The following is a 21,568-nucleotide window of genomic DNA, read 5'->3' on the forward strand; positions in this document are numbered from 1 at the left end:
TTTTCAGGGCCAGACGAACCGGAAGGGGAAGCCATGGCGAAGATCCTGATCACCGAAGACGAGGATTCGCTGCGTATCTTCGTGGCGCGCGCCTTGCGGCTGGACGGCCATGAGACCGTCGAGGCCCCCGATGGCGCAGCCGGGCTGGACGCCCTGACGGAAGGCGGCTTCGACCTCCTGCTTTCCGATATCCGCATGCCCGTGATGGACGGCATCGAGCTTGCCCACAAGGCCGCCGCCGCCCATCCAGCGCTGAAGATCCTGCTGATGACGGGCTATGCCGAGCAGCGCGAGCGCGCCGACGACCTTGCCTCCAAGATCGTCGATGTGGTCAGCAAGCCCTTCAGCCTGCCGGATATCCGCCGCGCCGTGGCGCAGGCGCTGGCCGCCTGATACGCCGGGGCATCCCCGGCGCGCATTTTCGCTGTAAGCAATCCTATTGAATCCCGAGCAGCCGCTCGAGATATTCCCGTTCGAGGCCGGGCGTGGCGCCCGCGCCGAGCTTGCGGCGAATCTCCTCCAGAATGTCGCGCGCCCGCTGGATGTCGAATTCTTCCGGAATGGCCTCCGGCCCGCCGGTATCGGGTCCCTGGTTCCTGCCGGCCCGGGTCTCGCGGCCGAGCGGATCGCGCCCCTCGCGGCCGGCCTGCGGCATGCCCTGCCCCGGCCCCTGACCCATGGCCTGCATCTGGTTCATCATGCTCTGCGCGCCCTGACGCAGCGCTTCCAGCGCGCGTCCCTGGCTGCCGACGGCCGATTCGCCCTCGCCTTCGCCCAGCGCCTGCGAAGCGCCCTTCATCTCGCGCCCCGCCTTGCCGAAACCTTCGCCGGGGTCCAGCCCCATGCCCTTCAGCGCGCCGTTCAGTTCGCCGAGCTGCTTGCCGAGCGCATCCTGCTGGGCCTGAAGCTTCTTCAACGCGTCGCGGAGCTGCTCGGCCGTCATCTGGTCCGTCGGCTGCCGGTCGCCGCCATTGTCGCCCGGCTGACGCTCGGCCTGTTCGCCCTCCTCGCCCCGCATGGGATCGCCGCTCTCCTGACGGTCGCGCAGCGCCTGATCGAGCTGGAACGTCTGCTCCATCAACTGCTGCTGCTGCTGCACGAGCGCGCCGAGCTTGTCCATCTGGTCGCGCATGGCGTCGTTCTGCTGGCCCTGCCCCTGCTGCGGCCGGCCGGCCTGCAGGTTGTTCATCATGCGCTGCAGGTCGGAAAGCATCTGCTGCGCCTGATCGCGCGCACCCGAGCGCGCCAGATTCTCGATCTGGTCCATCATGCGCTGCAGGTCCTGCTGGCGCAGGACGCGGCCCTGTTGCTGGGCGCTCTGCTGCTGGCCGTTCTTGGCGGCCTGGCGGGCAAGCTCTTCCATATAGGCCTGCATCGCCTCGCGCAGTTCCTTCATGAGCTTGGCGACCTCCTCATCGGAGGCATTGCGCTCGAGCGCCTCGGAAAGCGCCTTCTGCGCCTCGCGCAGCCGCCGGTCGGCAAGCGAGAGATTGCCATCCTCGATACCGAGCGCGATCTCCCAGAGATAGTCCGCCGTCTCGCGCATCTCGTCGTCCGTGCGGGCGAGCCTCATGCGGGCATTGGCCGATTGCAGCAGCAGGTAATGCGTCAGGTTGGGGATCGTCTCTTCCGGCCGGATCGTCAGCGCCTCGTTGAGCGCGATGGCCTGGGCAAGCTGGTTGGCGTCGAGCGCGAAGACCTGCCGCTCCTCGGCGACGGCAGCGGCGAGCGGCTCGAAGAACGTCTTCGCCGGCAACACCATCTCCACCGGCTGGCTGCGTCCTTCCTGCCCGGCGGCGTCCCTGGCGACCAGCGTGATCTTCACGCGCTTGCCGGAAAGCGGATGTTCGGAAAGGTTGCGGCTCGTCGTGCCCTTGGCCTCGCGCGCGGCGCGGCGCGGCAGGTCGAGCCGGTATTCGGGCAGCGGATAGAGCGGCCGGGCATCCTTCGGCTGATCGACCGGCACGATTTCCGCATGGGCCTCCTGCAGCCCGTAGTCGTCCTTGGCGATGAAGCCGATTTCCAGCGCCCCGGTCACCGTCGCCTTCGGAATGCCGTCGAAGGCGATTTCCGGGACGCGTTCGGGAATGACGGAGAAGGCCCATGTCCGGCCGTCGACCGTCAGCGTGCCGTCCTTCAGGATCTTGTATTGCATGGTCCGAACGCCGTCGGCCGCCGCCTTCGCGCCGGCCTTGCCGTCCTTCGGCTTTTCCGCATCGGGGCGGATGGCGGTCACGGTATCCTCGCCCGCCACCTGATAGCTCACCTGCTCGTCGCCGCTGCCGCCGGTCACGCGCACGGTCAACTCGCTGAACTGGGGAACGCGAATTTCCTCCCGGGCAACCTCCGCCGGCTGACCCTGCCCGTTGCCGGTCAGGAAAACGGGGGCTTTCGACGTATGCGCCGGAGGGGTCACCCAGGCGTCGATGCGCACATCGGGCGCAGCCTCTGCGGGCGCGCGGAAGGAGACGACATCAGCAAGCAGGCCGCCATGGTTGGAATAGGAAAAGGCAAAGGCGATGACCGCCAGAAGCACCGGCACGGCGCGCAGGCCATGGCGGTCGTGCCGGGCGATATCCGGCTCGGGCGTACCCGTGCGCAAGGCGCCGATCATCCGCGCCATACGGGCCTGATGCTCGCGCCACAGCGCGTCGGCGAAGGCGTCTGCCCCCGCCGGCCGGTCGTCCTGCACGCGGATCGCCTGATGGGCGAGCGCATTGCGCGCCTCCAGCATGCGGTCGGCATCGTCCATGGAGGGCCGGGCAATGCCGCCCAGGCGCAGGAGAAGGGCGATGAGGCCGAGCGCGGCAGCAAGAAGCGTCGCCACATGCAGCCAGAAGGGCGCATGGCGGAAATAGCCGAACCAGACGAGCGCCAGAAAAGTGGCGACAAGCAGCAGCACCGGCAGCAGACGCGGAATGAGCGCTTCCGCATAAAGGATGGCGCGGGCGGCGAGGCGCTTTCCCGCAAGCCGGCGCGTCAGCGGATTGCCGGTCGCCCCCGTCCTGCCCTGCCCTTCACTCACCATCGTTCCCGATTCTCCGCGCTGGTCGTTACCGCCAGAGAATACCATTCTTTGTGGCGAAGACGAGGGCGCGCGCGAAAACGTGAATGCGCGCCCCCAGGGGTTTTCCCTCAGGCCAGCCAGTCCGGCACGGAGTCGAGACCGATCAGGTCGTCGTAGGACAGCCGCGGGCGGATGACGTGGAACGCATCGCCGTTGACGAGCACTTCGGGCACAAGGAGGCGGCTGTTGTAGGTGCCGGCCTGCACCGCGCCATAGGCGCCGGCGGAGCCGACGGCGATGAGGTCGCCGGGCCTGGGCTGCGCCATCTCGCGATCCTGTGCAAGATAATCGCCGGTCTCGCAGACCGGGCCGACGACGTCGGCGCGGATGCGCGGGGCGTTGGCCGCCGAGATGACGACCGGCTGGATTTCGTGCCAGGCCTCATAGAGTGTCGGGCGGATGAGATCGTTCATCGCCGCATCGACGATGACGAAGGTCTTCTCGCCGCCGTCCTTCACATAGAGGACTTCGGTGACGAGGATGCCGGCATTGCCGACGATCAGCCGGCCCGGCTCGGTGACGATCTTGCAGTTCAGGCCCTTGAGCTGGTTCTTGACGATCTCGGCATAGGCGTCCGGCAGCGGCGGCGGCGTATTGTCCGTCTTGTAGGGGATACCGAGGCCCCCGCCGACATCGACGTGATCGATGGTGTGGCCGTCGGCGCGCAGCGTCTCGACGAGTTCGCGCAAGAGCCGGAAGGCATCGTCGAAGGGCTGCAGCTCGGTGATCTGGCTGCCGATATGCATGTCGATGCCGGTGACCTGGATGCCCGGCAGGCTCGCGGCGCGGGCATAGACGGCGCGCGCGCGCTCCCAGGAGATGCCGAACTTGTTTTCCTTCTTGCCCGTCGAGATCTTCGCATGGGTGCGGGCGTCGACGTCGGGATTGATGCGGAAGGAGACGTGGGCGACCTTGCCGGCCTTCACCGCCCGGGCGTTCAGAACCTCGAGTTCCGGCTCGGATTCCACGTTGAAACAGTAGATGCCGGCGTCCAGCGCAAGGTCCATCTCGCGCGGCGTCTTGCCGACGCCGGAGAACATGATGCGCGAGGCGGGAACGCCGGCGGCCAGCGCCCGGCGCAGCTCCCCCTCGGAGACCACGTCGATGCCCGCGCCGAGCCGGGCGAGCGTCTTCAGCACCGCCTGGTTGGAATTCGCCTTCATGGCGTAGCAGACCAGCGCATCCACGCCGTCGAAGGCCTTGGAGAACACCTTGTAATGGCGCTCCAGCGTGGCCGTCGAATAGACATAGAAGGGCGTGCCGACCGCCTTGGCGATTTCCGGAACCGGCACGTCCTCCGCGTGGAGAATGCCGTCGCGATGCTCGAAATGGTTCACGGGTTACCGTCCGTTAGAGAAGCGGGTCGAGGATGAAGCGCTTTTCTTCGATCTGCTCGACCTTCTTGCCGTTGATGGTCTTGTAGACCGGCTGGGGACCCGGCCGCTCAAGATCGCCCTTGCGCCCGCAGGCAGTCAGAACCGCTGCGGAAAGGCAGAGCACGAGAGCCAGCCTGCCGGTATCGATGCGTGTCATGAAGCGTTCCCTGGAAATGCCGGTGTCGGGGGTGGGCACCATCCTTAGCGAATTCGCCCGCCCTTGTGCACCCTTAATCTCTATGGTGGGGCCTGAAAGCGTCGCGGTCAGTTCCGCTGACGCCACCAGGCGATCTGCCGGCGGACCTCCGACGGCGCGGTGCCGCCATAGCTCCTGCGGCTGGCGACGGAGGCTTCCACCGTCAGCACGTTGAAGATATCGGCGGTGATCGCGGCATGGATCGCCTGCAGCTCTTCAAGCGACAGTTCCGCAAGGTCGCAGCCCTTGCTTTCGGCAAGCGCCACGGCGCGGCCGGTGACATGGTGGGCGTCGCGGAACGGCAGGCCCGCCTCGCGCACCAGCCAGTCCGCAAGGTCCGTCGCGGTGGAATAGCCCGAACCCGCCGCCGCCTTCATCCGGTCCGCGCGGATCGTCATGTCGCGCACCATGCCGGTCATCGCGGCGATGGCCAGCTCCAGGCTCTCGGCCGCATCGAAGACCTGTTCCTTGTCTTCCTGCATGTCCTTGGAATAGGCGAGCGGCAGGCCCTTCATGACCGTCAGCAGCGCGATCAGCGAGCCGTTGATGCGGCCGGTCTTGGCGCGCACCAGTTCGGCGGCATCGGGGTTCTTCTTCTGCGGCATGATGGACGAGCCGGTCGAAAACGCATCCGACAGGCGGATGAAGCCGAACTGCGGCGTCGACCAGATGACGATCTCTTCCGCAAGGCGCGAGAGGTGAACGGAGGCGATGGCGGCGATGGAGAGGAACTCCAGCGCGAAGTCGCGGTCCGAGACCGTGTCGATGGAATTGCGGGTCGGCTCGCGGAAGCCGAGGGCCTTGGCCGTCATGTGCCGGTCGATATTGTAGCCGGTGCCGGCGAGCGCGGCGGCGCCGATCGGGCTTTCGTCGAGATGCTCGATCGCGTGGCGCACGCGCTGGCGGTCGCGGCCGAACATTTCCACATAGGCCATGCAATGGTGGCCGAAGGTCACCGGCTGGGCCGTCTGGAGATGGGTGAAGCCGGGCATGACGGTCTCGGCATGCTCTTCCGCACGGTCGAGGAAGGCGGATATCAGCGCCGTCAGCATCTTCTCGGTCTTCTGCAGCTCTTCCTTGACCCAGAGGCGGAAGTCGAGCGCCACCTGGTCGTTGCGCGAGCGGGCGGTGTGCAGGCGTCCGGCGGCGGGGCCGATCAGGCTCGCCAGCCGCGCCTCGACATTCATGTGAATGTCTTCCAGCTTGCGGGAGAACTCGAACGTGCCGGCTTCGATCTCTGACAGGATCGTGTCGAGACCGTGAACGATCTTTTCCTTATCGTCGGCGGAAATGATGCCCTGATGGGCAAGCATCTCGGCATGCGCCTTTGAGCCGCGGATGTCCTGGGCGTAAAGCTTCTTGTCGAAGCCGATGGAGGCATTTATCTCCTCCATGATCGCATCCGGTCCCGAGGCGAAGCGGCCGCCCCACATCTGGTTCGAGGATTTCGTCTCGGAAGTGCCGTCTGCCATGGGTGCCTGCCTGGAAAAGAGTCCTGGAGAATGAAATGTCAGTGAAGAAGAAACTCGGCCTGCCCGCAGGAAAGCTCATCGCCATCGCCGGGCTTGCCGGACTTCTCGCCGGTGGTGCTGCGATATACGTGAAGGAAAGCCTGTCTGGCAATGGCGCGGTAGCCTCCGTCGATCCCGCCGCCTGCGCGCTCGCCGCCGAACGGGCCGCCGCGATCACGCCTTTCTCCAAGGGACAGGTCGCCGCCATGCGCACCGTCGACGAACACCGGCCCCTGCCCGACCTCACCTTCAACGGGCCGGACGGCAAGGCGCGGACCATCGCAGACTTTGCCGGCCGCACGCTGCTGGTCAATCTCTGGGCGACCTGGTGCGTGCCCTGCCGCGAGGAAATGCCGGCGCTCAACGCGCTTCAGAAAACCCTCGGCAGCGACAGGTTCGAGGTGGTGGCGATCAACATCGACACCGGCGACGACGAGAAGCCGAAGGCTTTCCTCGACGAGACCGGCGTACACGACCTCGCCTTCTACCGCGACGCCTCGATGGGCGTCTTCAACACGCTGAAGAAGGAAGGCCTCGCCTTCGGCCTGCCCGTCACGCTGCTGATGGACGAGAAGGGCTGCCTGATCTCCGCCATGAACGGCCCTGCCGCCTGGGACAGCGAAGACGCCAAGGCGCTGATCAACGCCGCGCTGGCGGCGCCGAAGACCTGAGGGATCATGCCGCCGCGTAGACACGCGGCCGGCGGATATCGATGAAACCCGCCTCGCCCTTGGTATGCGGGAATTCCGGCGCGGTGTCGAACTCCACCGGCTGGCCGCTGCCGGTCAGCGCCAGCACGCGGCGCGAATCCGGCCGGTCGATGACACGCACGATCTTCGCCGCGATGCCTTGGCCGTCTTCGCGCCAGGTGACGTCCGCCGGACGGAAGAGGATTTGCCCCCCGCCATCGGCAACGCCATCGGCCTCGAAGGCGACGTCGTCGACATAGGCCCTGCCGCCGCGGATATCCGCATCGAGCCGGTTGGCGTCGCCCAGAAAGTTCATCACGAAGGCGTCGGCCGGGTTGCGGCACACGGCCTCGGGCGTGCCCTCCTGCACGATCCGGCCCTTGTTGAGGATGACGACGCGGTCGGCAAGGTCCAGCGCCTCTTCCTGATCATGCGTGACGAAAAGCGTGGTGATGCCGAGTTCGTCGTGAATCTTGCGCAGCCAGCGGCGCAGGTCCCGCCGCACATTGGCGTCGAGCGCGCCGAAGGGCTCGTCGAGCAGCAGCACGCGCGGATCGACGGCAAGCGCCCGGGCGAGCGCCACGCGCTGGCGCTGGCCGCCGGAAATCTGGCCGGGGAAGCGACCCCTGAGACCGCCGAGCTGCACGAGGTCGAGCAGTTCCCCGACGCGCTCGGCAATCGCCTGCGGCGTGCGCCTGACCTTGGAAACCTTCATGCCGAAAGCGATGTTCTCGCCCACCGTCATATGCGGGAAGAGCGCATAGTGCTGGAAGACGAAGCCGACGCCGCGCTCGCGCACGGGAATGTCGGTCGCGTTCTCATCGCCGAAATAGATCACGCCGGCATCGGCATATTCGAGCCCGGCGACCATGCGCAGGATCGTCGTCTTGCCGGAGCCGGAGGGGCCGAGCAGCGCGACCAGCTCGCCGCTCTCGATATCGAGCGAGACGCCGTGCACGGCGCGGAAGGTCTCGAACTCCTTGACCACATTGGTAAGACGGATCTTCACGGTTTGACCTCCGGCGTGATGCTGTCGGCCCCTGCAAGGGCGGTCGGGCGCTGCACGCGGCCCGCGCCCTGCCGCTCCAGCGCCACCTTGGCGACGAGCGTGACGATGGCGAGACCCGCGAGAATGGATGCGGCGGCAAAGGAGCCGGCCGCGTTGTAATCGTGATAGAGCAGCTCGATATGCAGCGGCAGCGTATTCGTCTGGCCGCGGATATTGCCGGAAACGACCGAGACCGCACCGAACTCGCCCATCACGCGCGAATTGCACAGCACGACGCCGTAGAGCAGCGCCCATTTGATGTTCGGCAGCGTGACCGAGAAGAAGGTGCGCCAGCCGCTCGCCCCGAGCGAGGTCGCCGCCTCTTCCAGATCGCGGCCCTGCGCCTGCATCAGCGGGATCAGTTCGCGCGCGACGAAGGGCGCGGTCACGAACATGCTGGCGAGCACGATGCCCGGCAGGGCGAAGAGAATCTTGATCCCGGCCGCTTCGAGAGCGGGGCCGAACAATCCCTGCAGGCCGAAGACGAAGAGATAGGAAACGCCCGCGACGATGGGCGAGACGGAGAAGGGCAGCTCGATGATGACGGTGAGCAGCCGCTTGCCCGGAAAATCGTGTTTGGTGATCGCCCAGGCCGCCGCGACGCCGAAGGCGGTGTTGATCGGCACGGCGATGAGCGCCGTGATCACCGTCAGCAGGATGGCGTGGCGCGTATCGGGATCGGCGATGGACGCCCCGAAATAGGCGATGCCGCGCGAAAACGCCTCGACGGCGATGACGGCGAGCGGCGCGACGATCATCAACCCGACGAGCAGCAGCACGATGGCGAGCAGGGAGCGGCGGAAGAGCGGATTGTCGCCGACGCGCGGTGGCTTGCCTTTTCCATGATGCGCCATGGTCAGCCCCTCGCCGTATAGCGCAGGGCGCGGGCCTGCATGAGATTGGTGATCGCCAGCATGACGAAGGCCGTCAGCAGCATGACGGAGGCGATGGCCGCCGAGGCGGGATAATCGTATTCCTCCAGCCGGATGAAGGCGAGCAGCGCCGTGATCTCCGTCGAGAACGGCTGGTTGGCGGCGATGAAGATGATCGCGCCGAACTCACCGAGGCTGCGCGCGAAGGAGAGCGAGACGCCGGCGAGGATCGCGGGCGTCAGGAGCGGCAGGATGACGCCGGTGAAGATCGAAAGATCGCTGGCGCCGAGCGTCTGCCCCGCCTCCTCGAGCGCCGGATCGAGTTCCTCCAGCACCGGCTGAACCGTTCGCACGATGAAGGGCAGGCTGGTGAAGCTCATCGCAACGATGATGCCGAGCGGCGTATAGGCGACCTTGATGCCGAGATGGGAAAGCGGGCCGCCGAACCAGCCGTTCGTGGCGAACAGCGTGGTGAGCGCGATGCCCGCGACGGCCGTCGGCAGCGCGAAGGGCAGATCCACCAGCGCATCGACCAGCCGGCGGCCCGGGAAGCGGTAGCGCACCAGCACCCAGGCGAGCGCCATGCCAAAGAGAAGATTGAAGACAGTCGCCGCCAGCGCGCAGAGCACCGTCACCCGGTAGCTGGCGAAGGCGCGGTCGGATGAGACGATGCGCAAGTAATCGGCCGGCCCCAGGCTCGCCGCCTTGAAGATGAGCGCCGCCAGCGGCAGCACCACGATGACGGCGACATAGACGAGGGTTATGCCGAGCGCGAGCGGCAGGCCCGGCAGCACGCGCCGCCTCACGGCCCGTCCGGCCTTCTGCTCCACCGCGGCCCTCTTGCCGGCCGCGGCGGCGATATCGCGGGACGTATCAACGGCTGCCATAGATCTTGTCGAGCTTGCCGCCTTCGGCGAAGTGTTCCGCGGTGACCTGCTTCCAGCCGCCGAAGACATCGTCGACATTCACGAGGCGGATTTCCGGGAACTGGCCCTTGAACTCGGCGGCGACCTTCTCGTCGAGGACGCGGTGACCGAACTCGGCGGCGATCTTCTGGCCTTCCGGCCCATAGAGGAAATCGAGATAGGACTTTGCCAGGTCACGGCTGCCCTTGGCGTCCGCCACCTTGTCGACGACGGCAACCGGGAATTCGGCGAGCAGCGAGACGGAGGGCACGACGCTCTGGAACTTGTCCTCGCCGTACTGCTTGGCGATCGACTTGGTTTCGGCCTCGAAGGTGATGATGACGTCGCCGATCTCGCGCTCGACGAAGGTCGTCGTCGCCGCGCGGCCGCCCGTGTCGAAGACCGGAACGTTGTCGAAGATCTTGGTGACGAACTCCTCGACCTTCACCGGATCGTTGTTGAAGGCTTCCTTGGCATAGGCCGTGGCGGCGAGATAGGTGTAGCGCGCATTGCCGGAGGTCTTCGGGTTCGGGAAGATCACCTTCACATCGTCGCGGGCAAGGTCGGACCAGTCCTTGATGTTCTTCGGATTGCCGGCGCGCACGAGGAAGGACGGGAAGGAATAGAAGGGCGAGGCGTTGTTCGGGAACTTCTTCTGCCAGTCTTCCGCGACGAAGCCGTTCTTCACGAGGAAGTCGATATCCGTCACCTGATTGAAGGTCACCACATCGGCCTCGAGGCCTTCGACGATGGCGCGCGCCTGCTTGGACGTGCCGCCATGCGACTGGTCGATGGTGACGCCCGGATGGGCCTTCACGAAGGCTTCGTTCTCGGCGGCAAAAAGCTCGCGCGCCACGTCATAGGAAGCGTTCAGCAGCTTGTCGGCGGCCTGTGCGGTGAACGGAGCGGCAAAGCCGAGAAGGGCGACGCCGAGAAGCAGCAAACGTTTCATCTGAAAACCCCAATGCAGAACAATTGAGGCAGACAATAACGGCGGGCCAATCGGCATCCGAGGCATGGCCTGTCATAGCTTCGATGACAGGCGGAACATTTTTCCCCGAAAGGGAAAGTTCGCGGATTCTCCGCCCGTCAGCGGGTGGGAACCGGAACCTCGCCGCGATAGTCGTAGAAGCCGCGGCCCGACTTGCGGCCGAGCCAGCCGGCCTCGACATATTTCACCAGCAGCGGGCAGGGACGGTACTTGGAATCGGCCAGCCCGTCATGCAGCACCTGCATGATCGAAAGGCAGGTATCGAGACCGATGAAGTCGGCAAGCTGCAATGGCCCCATCGGATGGTTCGCGCCGAGCTTCATGGCCGTGTCGATGGCTTCCACCGAGCCGACGCCTTCATAAAGCGTATAGATCGCCTCGTTGATCATCGGCAGCAGGATGCGGTTGACGATGAAGGCCGGGAAATCTTCGGCGACCGTGATCGTCTTGTCGAGGCTGGTGACGAAGGCCTTGGCGGCGGCGAAGGTCACTTCCTCGGTTGCGATGCCGCGCACCAGCTCCACCAGCTTCATCACCGGAACCGGGTTCATGAAGTGGATGCCCATGAAGCGCTCCGGCCGGTCGGTGGCGGAGGCTAGGCGGGTGATCGACAGCGAGGAGGTGTTGGTGGCGAGGATCGCCTCCGGCTTCAGCACGGCACAGACCTGACCGTAGATCTTGCGCTTGACGGTCTCGTCCTCCGTCGCGGCCTCGATGACGAGGTCGGCGTCGGAAAGGTCGTTGATGTCGGACGAGCCCTTGATCAGCGCGAGCGCCTTCTTGCGGTCCTCGTCGGACATTTTCCCGGAAGAGACCTGACGGGCGAGGTTGCCGTTGATCGTGGCGAGGCCGGTTTCGGCGCGCTCGGCCGACAGGTCGTAGATATGGACCTTGTAGCCGGCCATGGCCGCGACATGCGCGATCCCGCACCCCATCTGGCCCGCACCCACAATACCGACATTCTTGATCATAGCGCTTGTCGCCTCGTTGTTCGGTCCGCGCCCGCGCGCGGGCAAAAAAACACCGGGCCGGTCAAGCCGGCCCGGTGAATTGATAAAGGGACGCGACGCATATTTCCAGTGAAATCATCGTCGCAAAGCCCGGCCGGAAAGCCGGATCAGAGAGCCTTCTGAAGCTCCGGGAGGATTTCGAAGAGATCGCCGACGAGGCCGTAGTCCGCGACCTGGAAGATCGGTGCTTCCTCGTCCTTGTTGATCGCCACGATCACCTTGCTGTCCTTCATGCCGGCAAGATGCTGGATCGCACCCGAGATGCCGCAGGCGATGTAGAGCTGCGGCGCGACCACCTTGCCGGTCTGGCCGACCTGCCAGTCGTTCGGCGCGTAGCCCGCATCGACGGCAGCGCGGGATGCGCCGACGGCAGCACCGAGCTTGTCGGCGACCGGAAGGATCACTTCCTGGAACTTTTCAGACGAACCAAGCGCGCGGCCGCCCGAGATGATGATCTTGGCCGAGGTCAGTTCCGGACGATCCGACGAGGACAGTGCGTCCTTGACGTGGGTGGAAAGGCCCGGGTTCGCAGCGGCCGAGATGGTCTCGACCTGCGCGCTACCGCCCTCGTCTGCTGCGGCGAAGGACGCCGTGCGAACGGTGATCACCTTCTTGGCGTCCGTGGACTGAACCGTCTGAATGGCATTGCCCGCATAGATCGGACGCTTGAACGTGTCGGCCGAGACGACCTCGACGATTTCCGAAACCTGCGCGACATCGAGCAGGGCGGCGACGCGCGGCAGCACGTTCTTGCCCACCGAGGTCGCGGCCGAGACGATGGCGTCATAGTTGCCGGCGAGCGACACGATGAGCGCGGCCAGCGGCTCTGCAAGGTTGTTGGCAAGGCTTGCGTCGTCGGCGAGCAGGACCTTCGTCACGCCCGAGAGCTTGGCAGCCTGTTCGGCCGCGGCCTTGGCATTGCTGCCGGCGACGAGCACATGCACGTCGGAGCCGATCTTCGCCGCTGCCGTCAGCGCCTTGGCGGTCTGGTCGGAAAGGTGTGCGTTGTCGTGATCTGCCAGAAGAAGAATGGCCATTGTCGTGTTCTCCCTTTCCTGCTTACAGCACGCCGGCTTCGGTCTTGAGCTTTTCGACCAGCTCGGCGACCGACTTGACCTTGACGCCGGCCTTGCGGCCCGACGGTTCCTCGGTCTTCAGCACCTTCAGGCGCGGGGCGGTGTCGACGCCGAAATCGGCCGGCGACTTCTTGTCGAGCGGCTTCTTCTTCGCCTTCATGATGTTCGGCAGCGAGGCATAACGCGGCTCGTTGAGGCGAAGGTCGGTGGTGACGACCGCCGGGAGCTTCACGTCGATGGTCTGCAGGCCGCCGTCGACTTCGCGGGTGACCTGAGCCGAACCGTTGCCGATCTCGACCTTGGAGGCGAACGTCGCCTGCGCCCAGCCGAGCAGGGCCGACAGCATCTGGCCGGTCTGGTTCGAATCGTCGTCGATGGCCTGCTTGCCGACGATGACGAGGCCGGGCTGTTCGGCTTCGGCCACGCCCTTGAGGATCTTGGCGACGGCCAGCGGCTCGACGGCGTCTTCCGTCTCGACCAGAACGGCGCGGTCGGCGCCCATGGCGAGCGCGGTGCGCAGCGTTTCCTCGGCCTTGGCCGGGCCGATGGAGACCACGACCACTTCCTCGGCCTTGCCCGCTTCCTTCAGACGCAGCGCCTCTTCGACCGAAATCTCGTCGAACGGGTTCATCGACATCTTAACATTGGCAAGCTCGACACCCGAGCCGTCCGCCTTGACGCGGATCTTCACGTTGTAATCAACGACCCGCTTGACTGGGACCAAGATCTTCATGGCTTCCTTCCTTCAAATGCCCGCGAGGGAAAATGCGCCTTTCAGGGGCGGCCTGATTGTCGGTTGGCGACATCGATACGCGTTTTTTTCCCAATTACAATGCGTCACAGGCCCTCCCCCGTGAAAACGGAGGGTTTATAAATTACCTTTACGTTCACGTCAATTTACTCTTTGCGACACGGGTCAACGGCCCCAATGCGTGGGCGGAACCGGGGGCCGCGCGGCCGCCGCCTCCACCGGCGCCGGCGCCACCTCGATATGCCGCACGGCCTTCGGGGTCACGATGGTCCGGTCGAACAGCGGCACCCCGCGCCGGCGCAGCAGCACCACGAGGATCGCCCCCGCGACGATGCCGCCGACATGCGCGCCCCAGGACACCGCGCCCTCGCCGTCCACGACGAGCATGTAGAACTGCTGGAGAATCCAGAAGGCGAGCGGAATGACCGCGGGCATCGGCAGCGGGATGCGGAAGAACACCAGAACCCAGACCCGCACCTTGGGATGCAGCAGGAAATAGGCCGCGACCACGCCGGCGACCGCACCCGACGCGCCGATCAGCGGCGCTTCGGAATCCGGCTGCACGAGGCCATGCACCAGCGCGCCCGCCGCCGCGCACAGGAGGTAGAACAGGAGGAAGCGGACATGGCCCAGCGCATCCTCCACATTGTCGCCGAACACCCAGAGAAACAGCATGTTCGAGGCGAGATGCAGGAAATCGCCGTGCAGGAAGGCGTAGGTGACATAGGTCGCATCCTCCGGCACCAGCACGAGGGCCGGCTCCAGGGCGGCATAGCCGAAGACCACCGCCGGAATATAGCCGAGACCGACCACCACGGCGTCGGAGAAGGCCTGCGTCGCGGTGAGCCCGGTCACCAGCCAGACGACGAAATCGATCAGGATCAGCCCGATCGTGACATATTGCACCTTGATATGCTTCAGGGAGTTCGCGTCATGCAGCGGTATGAACATGGGTCTCCTTCCCCGTGCGTGCCCTGCGCGAACTTACCTGTTCTGCCCCGGAACCCACAATATGTCCGTACGTCCCTTGTCGTTCACCCAGCGGGCCGCGACGAAGAGGAAATCGGAGAGCCGGTTGATATAGGCGACCGCCGTCGCCGACACCGTTTCGCCCTCGCTGTCCTGCAGGGCGACGATGCGCCGCTCGGCCCGCCGCGCGACGGTGCGCGCCAGATGCAGGGCTGCCGCGGCCGGCGTGCCGCCCGGCAGCACGAAGGAGCGCAGCGGCTCCAGGTCGGCATTGAGCTGGTCGATCTCCCGCTCCAGCCGGTCGACCTGCGCCTGGACGATGCGCAGCGGCTCATAGGCGAGTTTCTCGCCGGTCTCGGGCGCGGCAAGATCGGCGCCGAGGTCGAAGAGGTCGTTCTGGATGCGCAGCAGCATACGGTCGAGCGACGGGTGCCCGTCAAGATGCTGGCGCGCAAGCCCGACGCAGGAATTCGCCTCGTCCACCTCGCCATAGGATTCGACGCGCAGGTCGTGCTTCTTGCGCCGCGGGCCGGCGACGAGACCCGTCGTCCCGTTGTCGCCGGTGCGGGTGTAGATCTTGTTGAGCTTGACCATCAGCCGCGTCCCCCGCCCGTCACCCAGAGCGTCAGCATGATCAGCAGGATGGCGATGGCCTGCAGCAGCACGCGAAGCTGCATCAGCTTGTTGGACGTGTTGCCGCTGCCGCCCTTCGCCATGTTGACAAGGCCGCGCACCAGCACGACGGCGACGAGCGCCATGACGAGCATGGTCACGAAGGTGAGGAAGGAAGACATGGCCGCGATCCGTTTTGATTTCTGTCAGCCCTATTCAAATAGGGTTTTCCGCGCAAAGTGCACGCCTTTTCGGCGATGAAACCTGCGACGCCGCGCCGCGTCAGCCGAGCCGCCCGATGATACGGTAGAACAGCGCCGCCGGCAGCAGCTTCTTCAGAAGCGCGCCCTTGCGGGCCGGCGAGGTCACGATGTAGTGCGGCCGCGGGCGTCTGGCCGTCAGCGCATGGCGCAGCACCGCATGCACCGCCTCCGGCCCCAGCTTGCCGCGCGCCGGCTTCGCCTCGCCGCGCAGCCGCTGGAGCTGCCGCCGGTACTCCTCTGCATGCACCGAGTTTTCAAGGTCGATGTTCTTCTCGATATGGGTGAGCGCATTGGCGGTGAAGCGCGAGGCGATCGGCCCCGGCTCGATGAGGCTGACATGGATGCCCGACCCGGCAAGCTCCATGCGCAGCGTCAGCGACAGGCCTTCCAGCGCGAATTTCGAGGCATTGTAGGCCCCGCGCCAGCGATAGGGCACGATGCCGAGGATCGACGAGCACTGCACGATGCGCCCATGGCCCTGCCGGCGCATGACGGGGATCACCCGCCGCGTCAGGTCGTGCCAACCGATGACATTCGTTTCGAGCTGAAGCCGCAGCGCCTCGACCGGCAGGTCCTCCACCGCGCCGGCCTGGCCATAGGCGCCGTTGTTGAACAGCGCGTCGAGCCGCCCGCCGGTGCGCGCCAGCACCGTCTCGACGAGCGCCGCGATGGTTTCCGGCTCGGTATAGTCCATCAGCAGCGCCTCGATGCCGTCGGCCTCGAGCGGGGCCCGGTCGTCCTCGCGCCGCACCGTCGCGAACACCCGCCAGCCTTCCGCCTTCAGCGCGCGGGCGCAGTAGGCGCCGATGCCGGACGAGCAGCCGGTGACGATGATACTCGGCAAGGTGGTCATGGTTGGGGAAGACATCGCGGTTTCCTGTACAAATCCGCTTCCGTTTCCCATATTCACCGGCGCGAAACAATGAGAGACGGCCCGCCGGCCGCACAAGGGACCGAATTGCCGATACCGACCGCCATACGCCTTGCCTACAAGGTCGTCTTCGACGCGATCTGGCATTTCTCCGAGGACGACGGCTGGGCAATGGCGAGCCATGTCGCGCTGTCGACGCTGCTCGCGATCTTTCCCTTCCTGATCTTCGGCACCGCGCTCGGCTCCTTCCTCGGCGCCGACCAGTTCGCCGACACCGCCGTACACCTCATCTTCGACACCTGGCCAGAATCGATCGCCGCCCCGATCTCCAGCGAGGTCGTCGCCGTGCTGACAACCCCGCGCGGCGGGCTTCTGACGGTCTCCGTGCTCGCCGCCGCCTACTTCGCCTCCAACGGCGTGGAAGCGCTGCGCGTTTCGCTCAACCGCGCCTACCGGGTGTCGGAAACGCGCTACTGGTACGTCACGCGCCTCGCCAGCCTGGGCTTCGTCATTGCCGGCGTGCTGGCGCTTGCCGTCATCAGCATCGTGCTCGTCGCCGCCCCGCTTGCGGTGCGTGCGACGGGACGCTGGCAGCCCTTCCTAGCCTATGTCTATTCCTGGGTGGAAAGCTGGGGGCTTTTCGGCACCATCCTGGTGCTGTTCATCGGCCTGCTCATCGCCCATCTGTGGCTGCCCGCCGGCCGCCGCAGGATCGCCGACGTGCTGCCGGGCATCCTGCTGACCCTGCTTGCCTGGGGTTTCGGCGCCTATGTCTTCGCCTCCTACCTCGCCACCTTCGCCAACTATGTCTCGACCTATGCGGGCCTTGCCTCGATCATGATCGCGCTGGTCTTCCTCTACATCATCGGCGTGATCTTCATCCTGGGCGCGGAAATCAACGCCGCCCTGATGAAATACCGGGTCAGGCGTCTGGTCCTCGACCGGATGCGCGGCGTGCGAAAGCCCGTGACCGAGGAGCCCTCAATGGAGGACGAAGCCATAGCCCGCGAGCAGCGCGCGAATGTCCGCCGGTGAAGCGCCGCGCTCCCGGTAGGCCGCAATCCCCGTATCCTCGTTGCTCTTGGAAAGCTTGCGCCCGTCCGGCCCCGGCACCAGCCCATGATGCCTATAGGCCGGCGCGGGCAGCCCGAGCAGGCTCTGCAACAGGCGATGCACCGCCGTCGCATGGAAGAGGTCCTGCCCCCGCACCACATCGGTAACGCCCTGCGCCGCATCGTCCAGCACCACCGCGAGATGGTAGCTCGCCGGCGCATCCGGCCGCGACAGGATGACATCGCCCCAGCGCTCCGGCTCCGCCGCGACGGTCCCTGTCTCGCCTCGCGGCCCCTCGCCCGCCTCCGACCAGTCGAGCGCGCCCGGCGCAAGCGCCCGGGCCTTGTCCATGTCGAGCCGCCAGGCATGCTGGCGGCCGGCTGCGATCGCGGCCAGCGCCTCTTCCCGGTCGAGCGTCCGCTCCCCGGTCGGATAGAGCGGCGCGCCGTCCGGGTCGCGCGGCCAGACGCCGCCCGCCGCCTCGTGCGCCTCCACCCGCGCCTTCACCTCGCCGCGGCTGAGGAACCCCGGATAGAGCACGCCCATCGCTTTCAGCCGCTCCAGCGCCTCGCCGTAGAAGGCGAGGTGCTCCGACTGCCGGCGCACCGGCCTCTCCCAGTCCAGCCCCAGCCAGGCGAGGTCGCGATAGATCGCCGCCTCGAATTCCGGCCGCGAGCGGGCGGGGTCGATATCCTCGATGCGCAGCAGGAACCGGCCGCCGCAGGCCGCAGCCATATCCCGGTTCAGGATCGCCGAAAGCGCATGGCCAAGATGCAGCAGCCCGTTCGGGCTGGGCGCGAAACGAAAGACGCGATTCTTTGACAAAGGACTTTGCATGCGATCTTCTGGCATGAAGCGCCGCGCCGCGCCACATATCGATGCCGTATCCGCAGCCGCGCGGCACGCCAGGGCGCAAGGACCGCCGGAACCCATGCAACTGCACATGATCAGGACGGATGCCGATGTGGCCGCGGGTCTCGTGGATCTCGCGCTGCTCGACGCGCGCCTCTTCAACGTTATCGACAAGGCCGGCCCCGTGCCGCTGCGCCGCCTTGCGCCCGGCTATCGCGGCCTTGCCGGCATCGTCGTCGCGCAGATGGTCTCACGCGCCAGCGCCGACGCCATCTGGCGCCGGCTCGAGGAAACGGCCGGCGACATCACCCCTCACCATATCCTCGGCCTTTCCGACGAGGCCTGCCGCGCCATCGGCCTGTCCCGCGCCAAGGCCGGAACGCTGCGCCGCACGGCGGAGGCCGTCGACCGGGGCGAACTCGACCTCGACGCCGTCTGCCGCATGGATGCCGCCGCCGCCGCCCGCAGCCTGACCGCCATCAAGGGCATCGGCCGCTGGACGGCGGATGTCTACCTGCTCTTCTGCGCAGGCCATCCGGATATCTTCCCCTCCGGCGACATCGCCCTGCAGAATGCCGTGGCCCACGCGCTCGGCCTTGCCGTGCGGCCGAGCGTGCAGGAACTCGACAGGATCGCGGAAAGCTGGTCTCCCTGGCGCGGCGTTTCGGCCCGGCTGTTCTGGGCCTATTACGCCCGCGAGATGCGCCGCGAGGCGGCCCCCGTGCTCGAAGGGTAAGACGCTGCGAAATTCGTTGTTTTCGCTTTTCCTTTCCGCTTCACAAGGCTGTCACAACGGGCCTAATATAAAAGGGCAGATGCCGAATCGATCAGGAGAAGCCCTTGACGATTTCAGTTTCACCACAGGCCCTGCCAGCCCTTGTACTGAATGCTGACTACAGGCCGCTGAGTTATTATCCCTTGTCGCTCTGGTCCTGGCAGGACGCGATCAAGGCCGTGTTTCTTGACCGCGTGAACATCATCGCCGAATACGATCATTCGGTGTCTTCCCCCAGCTTCACGATGCGCCTGCCGAGCGTCGTGTGCCTGAAAACCTACGTGCAGCCCTCGCGCCATCCGGCCTTCACCCGGTTCAACGTGTTCCTGCGCGACAAGTTCGAATGCCAGTATTGCGGGTCGCCGGACGACCTGACCTTCGACCACGTCATCCCGCGCGCCCATGGCGGCGAGACGACCTGGGGGAATGTGGTCGCCGCATGCTCCCCATGTAATTTGAGAAAAGGCAGCAAGCTGCCGAAGCAGGCGGGCATGCACCCGCATCAGAAGCCCTATCAGCCGACGGTTCAGGATCTGCACAACAACGGGCGACTGTTTCCACCCAACTATCTGCACGAAAGCTGGATGGACTATCTCTACTGGGACGTCGAACTGCAGCCCTGACGCCCGCCGCGCGAAACCGGGAGCGGTTCCGCGCAGACGGCCTGCGCCCTACGGGCTGTGGCGATCACGCTTTCGCGGACCGCGCGCCCGAAAAGGCGATGGCGGCAAGGATGAGGCTCGCGATCACGTTCCATCCGGCAAAGGAAAGACCGAGCAGCCGGAAGGACGCCTCCTGGCAGGAAGGCCCATGCTTCGAGTTGAGATCGGAAAGCAGGTCACCTGCATTCTGCGTCACGCCCTGCGCCGATGTCGCGCACGTCGCCGGCCCTTCCCAGAAGCCCCATTCGACGCCCGCATGATAGACACCCATGCCCGCACCTACGATCATCATGATACCCACGACCGCAAGCAGCAGCCGCGTCAGCCAGACCGGCCCGCCGAAGAACGCGGAAACGAGCGCCGCAACCGCGACCGGGATACCGTAATAATAGGGATCGCGCTGCAACAGGCAGAGCGCACAGGGAATATAGCCGCCGATATGCTCAAAGGCGAGCGCGCCCCCCACGGTCGCGGCCATGCCGAGCGAAAGGAGGCCGGCGGATGCCTTGCGGGAGAGGTCGGGAAATACGGTCATCATGCTCGTCCAGTGGTGCCGGCGAACAGGCCGACGAAATGGCGCCGATTTCTATCAGGTGCCCCGTCATTGTAAATGCACCGCACGGATAAGTGATCGCCCATTCCCTCCGATTTGCCGGTTGCCGCCCGCAGACGCATCGTGTAAACGCGATGGCTCCAGACCGTGCCCCATTGGCGGAACTGGTAGACGCGCTCGACTCAAAATCGAGTTCCGAAAGGAGTGCTGGTTCGATTCCGGCATGGGGCACCAATCTGGCTTGAGAAATCCTGATTTCTCAGCTATTTCAGCACTTAAGCGATCCCTTCGGTACACATTCCGGTCCACCGGAGGTCCACAATGGGGCTTGTTTTGAGATACGCTAGACAGACAAAGGCCGAGACGTGGCAGTATCGCCGCCGCATCCCGACCGCGATTAGAGACGTGCTGAATCAGGGGGAGTTCAAGCGGTTCCTCGGGGCCACCCGCCCGGAGGCCATGAAGGCATACCCCCGGATAGATGCCGAGTTTGACACGCTGGTGCGGGAGGCGATCCACCGCCGTGATGCTGATGCCGAGTCCCCCGCTTCGCCCCTCGAAATCCATCGCCGTGCGGAACGGCGGGCTAAGGAATTGGCGGAGAAGGTGGTTGTCACCATCGGCGGGCGGGACTTGCCAGCATCTGACCCCGACGCGGCGCGTCTCCTGCGGGAGAGCTATATATCCCGGCTTCCTGTCGATCCCGAGACCGGCGATCCTGTCGGTGGCGATCCTGTCGAGGGCCGCGCCCTTGGAATTCTGGTGAGTGGTGGCCTCTCTCGTCCTGCGCCGACGCTGGAGGACGCAAAGCGCCTCTATCTGGAAGAGAAGATCAAGGGCGATATCAGCGAAAAGCAGAAGACGCAGCGCCTCGGCCGCGTCATGGCCTACCTCACCCACGCGATTGAAGCCTTGGGGTCTCCTTTTTGATTTGGCGTGGCGACCAAATTGCACATGAAGACTCTGAGGAAAACAAGGACTTAGGCCAAGATATTGGACCTCTTTTAGATTATGGAACCCATCCTCCCAGTCAATCGACTCAGCTTCGGGCGATTCATCATGGGCGTGGAGAAGTATGATCCAAGTTTCGCGACTAAATGGACAGATTGTCGCACCCACCCTTGATCCTTCACGCCGAATCGCGAACATAGTGAGAACACAAAGGAGGAACCCCGAATGGACCTGACACGTATCCGCGAACATGAGGCGGCGATTAAGAATGCGGAGAAGCATATCGCGGAGATAGAAATTGGCGACCTCCTTCATCGTCGTGTCGGGCCGAACAGTCGGCTAGACGAGGACTGCACGGCGGAGGTACTGCTGCACGTCAAGGCGACAATGGAGTTGCGAAAGCGGGAAGTGGTCCGCTTGCGGAGCTACGCCACGTAGGCGGTACCGCTCGCGCCCCTGTCACCTAAAGAACGTCTCATAGACGCCCCATATGCCCGCCAGCGTGGCCGCGATAA

At 65.4% G+C, this 21,568-nt stretch carries 24 protein-coding genes and 1 tRNA gene; 8 read left to right on the plus strand and 17 right to left on the minus strand.

Annotated features, from left to right (window positions below; all coding sequences use genetic code 11):
• Positions 1-33: 33 nt before the first annotated feature.
• Positions 34-393 carry a response regulator gene (locus tag K8M09_RS15415; protein WP_160787415.1) on the plus strand — a complete coding sequence of 120 codons (360 nt, stop codon included), beginning with the start codon at positions 34-36 and terminating at the stop codon, positions 391-393.
• Positions 394-436: 43 nt separating this feature from the next.
• On the opposite strand, the gene K8M09_RS15420 is transcribed toward K8M09_RS15415, so the two are convergent.
• From K8M09_RS15420 to argH, 4 genes are all read right to left on the minus strand, one after another.
• Complete coding sequence (locus K8M09_RS15420) at positions 437-3,028, minus strand: TIGR02302 family protein (RefSeq protein ID WP_160787416.1); 2,592 nt, start codon at positions 3,026-3,028, stop codon at positions 437-439.
• A gap of 107 nt (positions 3,029-3,135) precedes the next feature.
• Entirely contained in the window at positions 3,136-4,404 is a 1,269-nt protein-coding gene (gene lysA / locus K8M09_RS15425; RefSeq protein WP_160787417.1) for a diaminopimelate decarboxylase, read from the minus strand.
• A gap of 13 nt (positions 4,405-4,417) precedes the next feature.
• The gene (lptM, locus tag K8M09_RS15430; protein WP_160787418.1) at positions 4,418-4,600 is read right to left on the minus strand and encodes an LPS translocon maturation chaperone LptM; all 183 of its coding nucleotides are present in this window, start codon (positions 4,598-4,600) and stop codon (positions 4,418-4,420) included.
• A 107-nt stretch (positions 4,601-4,707) separates the two neighbouring features.
• Complete coding sequence (argH, locus tag K8M09_RS15435; RefSeq protein ID WP_160787419.1) at positions 4,708-6,111, minus strand: argininosuccinate lyase; 1,404 nt, start codon at positions 6,109-6,111, stop codon at positions 4,708-4,710.
• A gap of 35 nt (positions 6,112-6,146) precedes the next feature.
• On the opposite strand from argH, the gene tlpA reads away from it, so the two are divergent.
• The gene (gene tlpA, locus K8M09_RS15440) at positions 6,147-6,821 is read left to right on the plus strand and encodes a thiol:disulfide interchange protein TlpA (protein ID WP_160787420.1); all 675 of its coding nucleotides are present in this window, start codon (positions 6,147-6,149) and stop codon (positions 6,819-6,821) included.
• 4 nt (positions 6,822-6,825) lie between these two features.
• Here tlpA and K8M09_RS15445 read toward each other — a convergent pair whose 3' ends face one another.
• The 11 genes from K8M09_RS15445 to K8M09_RS15495 form a co-directional block, all read right to left on the minus strand.
• The gene (locus K8M09_RS15445; RefSeq protein ID WP_160787421.1) at positions 6,826-7,848 is read right to left on the minus strand and encodes a sulfate/molybdate ABC transporter ATP-binding protein; all 1,023 of its coding nucleotides are present in this window, start codon (positions 7,846-7,848) and stop codon (positions 6,826-6,828) included.
• A complete protein-coding gene (cysW, locus tag K8M09_RS15450) occupies positions 7,845-8,741 on the minus strand; it encodes a sulfate ABC transporter permease subunit CysW (RefSeq protein ID WP_160787422.1) in 897 nt (298 codons plus the stop codon). The genes K8M09_RS15445 and cysW overlap by 4 nt, the downstream gene beginning before the upstream one ends.
• A gap of 2 nt (positions 8,742-8,743) precedes the next feature.
• The gene (cysT, locus tag K8M09_RS15455) at positions 8,744-9,565 is read right to left on the minus strand and encodes a sulfate ABC transporter permease subunit CysT (RefSeq protein ID WP_160787430.1); all 822 of its coding nucleotides are present in this window, start codon (positions 9,563-9,565) and stop codon (positions 8,744-8,746) included.
• Between the two features lie 67 nt (positions 9,566-9,632).
• A complete protein-coding gene (gene cysP / locus K8M09_RS15460) occupies positions 9,633-10,616 on the minus strand; it encodes a thiosulfate ABC transporter substrate-binding protein CysP (RefSeq protein ID WP_160787423.1) in 984 nt (327 codons plus the stop codon).
• A gap of 137 nt (positions 10,617-10,753) precedes the next feature.
• Positions 10,754-11,626, minus strand: coding sequence for a 3-hydroxybutyryl-CoA dehydrogenase (locus K8M09_RS15465; RefSeq protein ID WP_160787424.1), 873 nt, complete (start codon positions 11,624-11,626; stop codon positions 10,754-10,756).
• A gap of 146 nt (positions 11,627-11,772) precedes the next feature.
• Complete coding sequence (locus K8M09_RS15470; protein WP_229341923.1) at positions 11,773-12,702, minus strand: electron transfer flavoprotein subunit alpha/FixB family protein; 930 nt, start codon at positions 12,700-12,702, stop codon at positions 11,773-11,775.
• A 22-nt stretch (positions 12,703-12,724) separates the two neighbouring features.
• On the minus strand, positions 12,725-13,474 hold the full coding sequence (locus K8M09_RS15475; RefSeq protein ID WP_229341925.1) for an electron transfer flavoprotein subunit beta/FixA family protein: 750 nt from the start codon (positions 13,472-13,474) through the stop codon (positions 12,725-12,727).
• Positions 13,475-13,657: 183 nt separating this feature from the next.
• Positions 13,658-14,443: a rhomboid family intramembrane serine protease gene (locus K8M09_RS15480; RefSeq protein WP_160788177.1), complete on the minus strand. Its 786-nt coding sequence runs from the start codon at positions 14,441-14,443 to the stop codon at positions 13,658-13,660.
• Positions 14,444-14,476: 33 nt separating this feature from the next.
• Complete coding sequence (locus K8M09_RS15485; protein WP_160788176.1) at positions 14,477-15,055, minus strand: cob(I)yrinic acid a,c-diamide adenosyltransferase; 579 nt, start codon at positions 15,053-15,055, stop codon at positions 14,477-14,479.
• Positions 15,055-15,255, minus strand: coding sequence for a twin transmembrane helix small protein (locus K8M09_RS15490; RefSeq protein ID WP_160788175.1), 201 nt, complete (start codon positions 15,253-15,255; stop codon positions 15,055-15,057). Before K8M09_RS15490 ends, K8M09_RS15485 begins: the two co-directional genes overlap by 1 nt.
• Positions 15,256-15,355: 100 nt before the next feature.
• Positions 15,356-16,189 carry an SDR family oxidoreductase gene (locus K8M09_RS15495; protein WP_160788180.1) on the minus strand — a complete coding sequence of 278 codons (834 nt, stop codon included), beginning with the start codon at positions 16,187-16,189 and terminating at the stop codon, positions 15,356-15,358.
• Positions 16,190-16,300: 111 nt separating this feature from the next.
• Between K8M09_RS15495 and K8M09_RS15500 the strand changes: the two genes are divergently transcribed.
• Complete coding sequence (locus tag K8M09_RS15500) at positions 16,301-17,242, plus strand: YihY/virulence factor BrkB family protein (RefSeq protein ID WP_160788179.1); 942 nt, start codon at positions 16,301-16,303, stop codon at positions 17,240-17,242.
• Here K8M09_RS15500 and gluQRS read toward each other — a convergent pair.
• Positions 17,189-18,112 (minus strand): tRNA glutamyl-Q(34) synthetase GluQRS, encoded by a 924-nt coding sequence (gene gluQRS, locus K8M09_RS15505; protein ID WP_380735954.1) that lies wholly within the window; start codon positions 18,110-18,112, stop codon positions 17,189-17,191. The genes K8M09_RS15500 and gluQRS overlap by 54 nt on opposite strands.
• 85 nt (positions 18,113-18,197) lie before the next feature.
• Between gluQRS and K8M09_RS15510 the strand changes: the two genes are divergently transcribed.
• Both K8M09_RS15510 and K8M09_RS15515 read left to right on the plus strand, forming a co-directional pair.
• Positions 18,198-18,848, plus strand: a complete 651-nt coding sequence (locus tag K8M09_RS15510; protein ID WP_160788178.1) for a DNA-3-methyladenine glycosylase family protein — start codon at positions 18,198-18,200, stop codon at positions 18,846-18,848.
• Between the two features lie 104 nt (positions 18,849-18,952).
• Positions 18,953-19,510: an HNH endonuclease gene (locus tag K8M09_RS15515; RefSeq protein ID WP_160788173.1), complete on the plus strand. Its 558-nt coding sequence runs from the start codon at positions 18,953-18,955 to the stop codon at positions 19,508-19,510.
• A 64-nt stretch (positions 19,511-19,574) separates the two neighbouring features.
• On the opposite strand, the gene K8M09_RS15520 is transcribed toward K8M09_RS15515, so the two are convergent.
• Positions 19,575-20,087 (minus strand): disulfide bond formation protein B, encoded by a 513-nt coding sequence (locus tag K8M09_RS15520; RefSeq protein WP_160788172.1) that lies wholly within the window; start codon positions 20,085-20,087, stop codon positions 19,575-19,577.
• A 164-nt stretch (positions 20,088-20,251) separates the two neighbouring features.
• On the opposite strand from K8M09_RS15520, the gene K8M09_RS15525 reads away from it, so the two are divergent.
• From K8M09_RS15525 to K8M09_RS15535, 3 genes are all read left to right on the plus strand, one after another.
• Positions 20,252-20,336, plus strand: a tRNA-Leu gene (locus K8M09_RS15525).
• Between the two features lie 87 nt (positions 20,337-20,423).
• On the plus strand, positions 20,424-21,032 hold the full coding sequence (locus K8M09_RS15530) for a hypothetical protein (protein ID WP_160788171.1): 609 nt from the start codon (positions 20,424-20,426) through the stop codon (positions 21,030-21,032).
• 246 nt (positions 21,033-21,278) lie between these two features.
• On the plus strand, positions 21,279-21,491 hold the full coding sequence (locus K8M09_RS15535; protein ID WP_160788170.1) for a hypothetical protein: 213 nt from the start codon (positions 21,279-21,281) through the stop codon (positions 21,489-21,491).
• Positions 21,492-21,568: the final 77 nt, after the last annotated feature.

The sequence above is a fragment of the Shinella zoogloeoides genome, assembly GCF_020883495.1.
GTDB lineage: Bacteria > Pseudomonadota > Alphaproteobacteria > Rhizobiales > Rhizobiaceae > Shinella > Shinella zoogloeoides.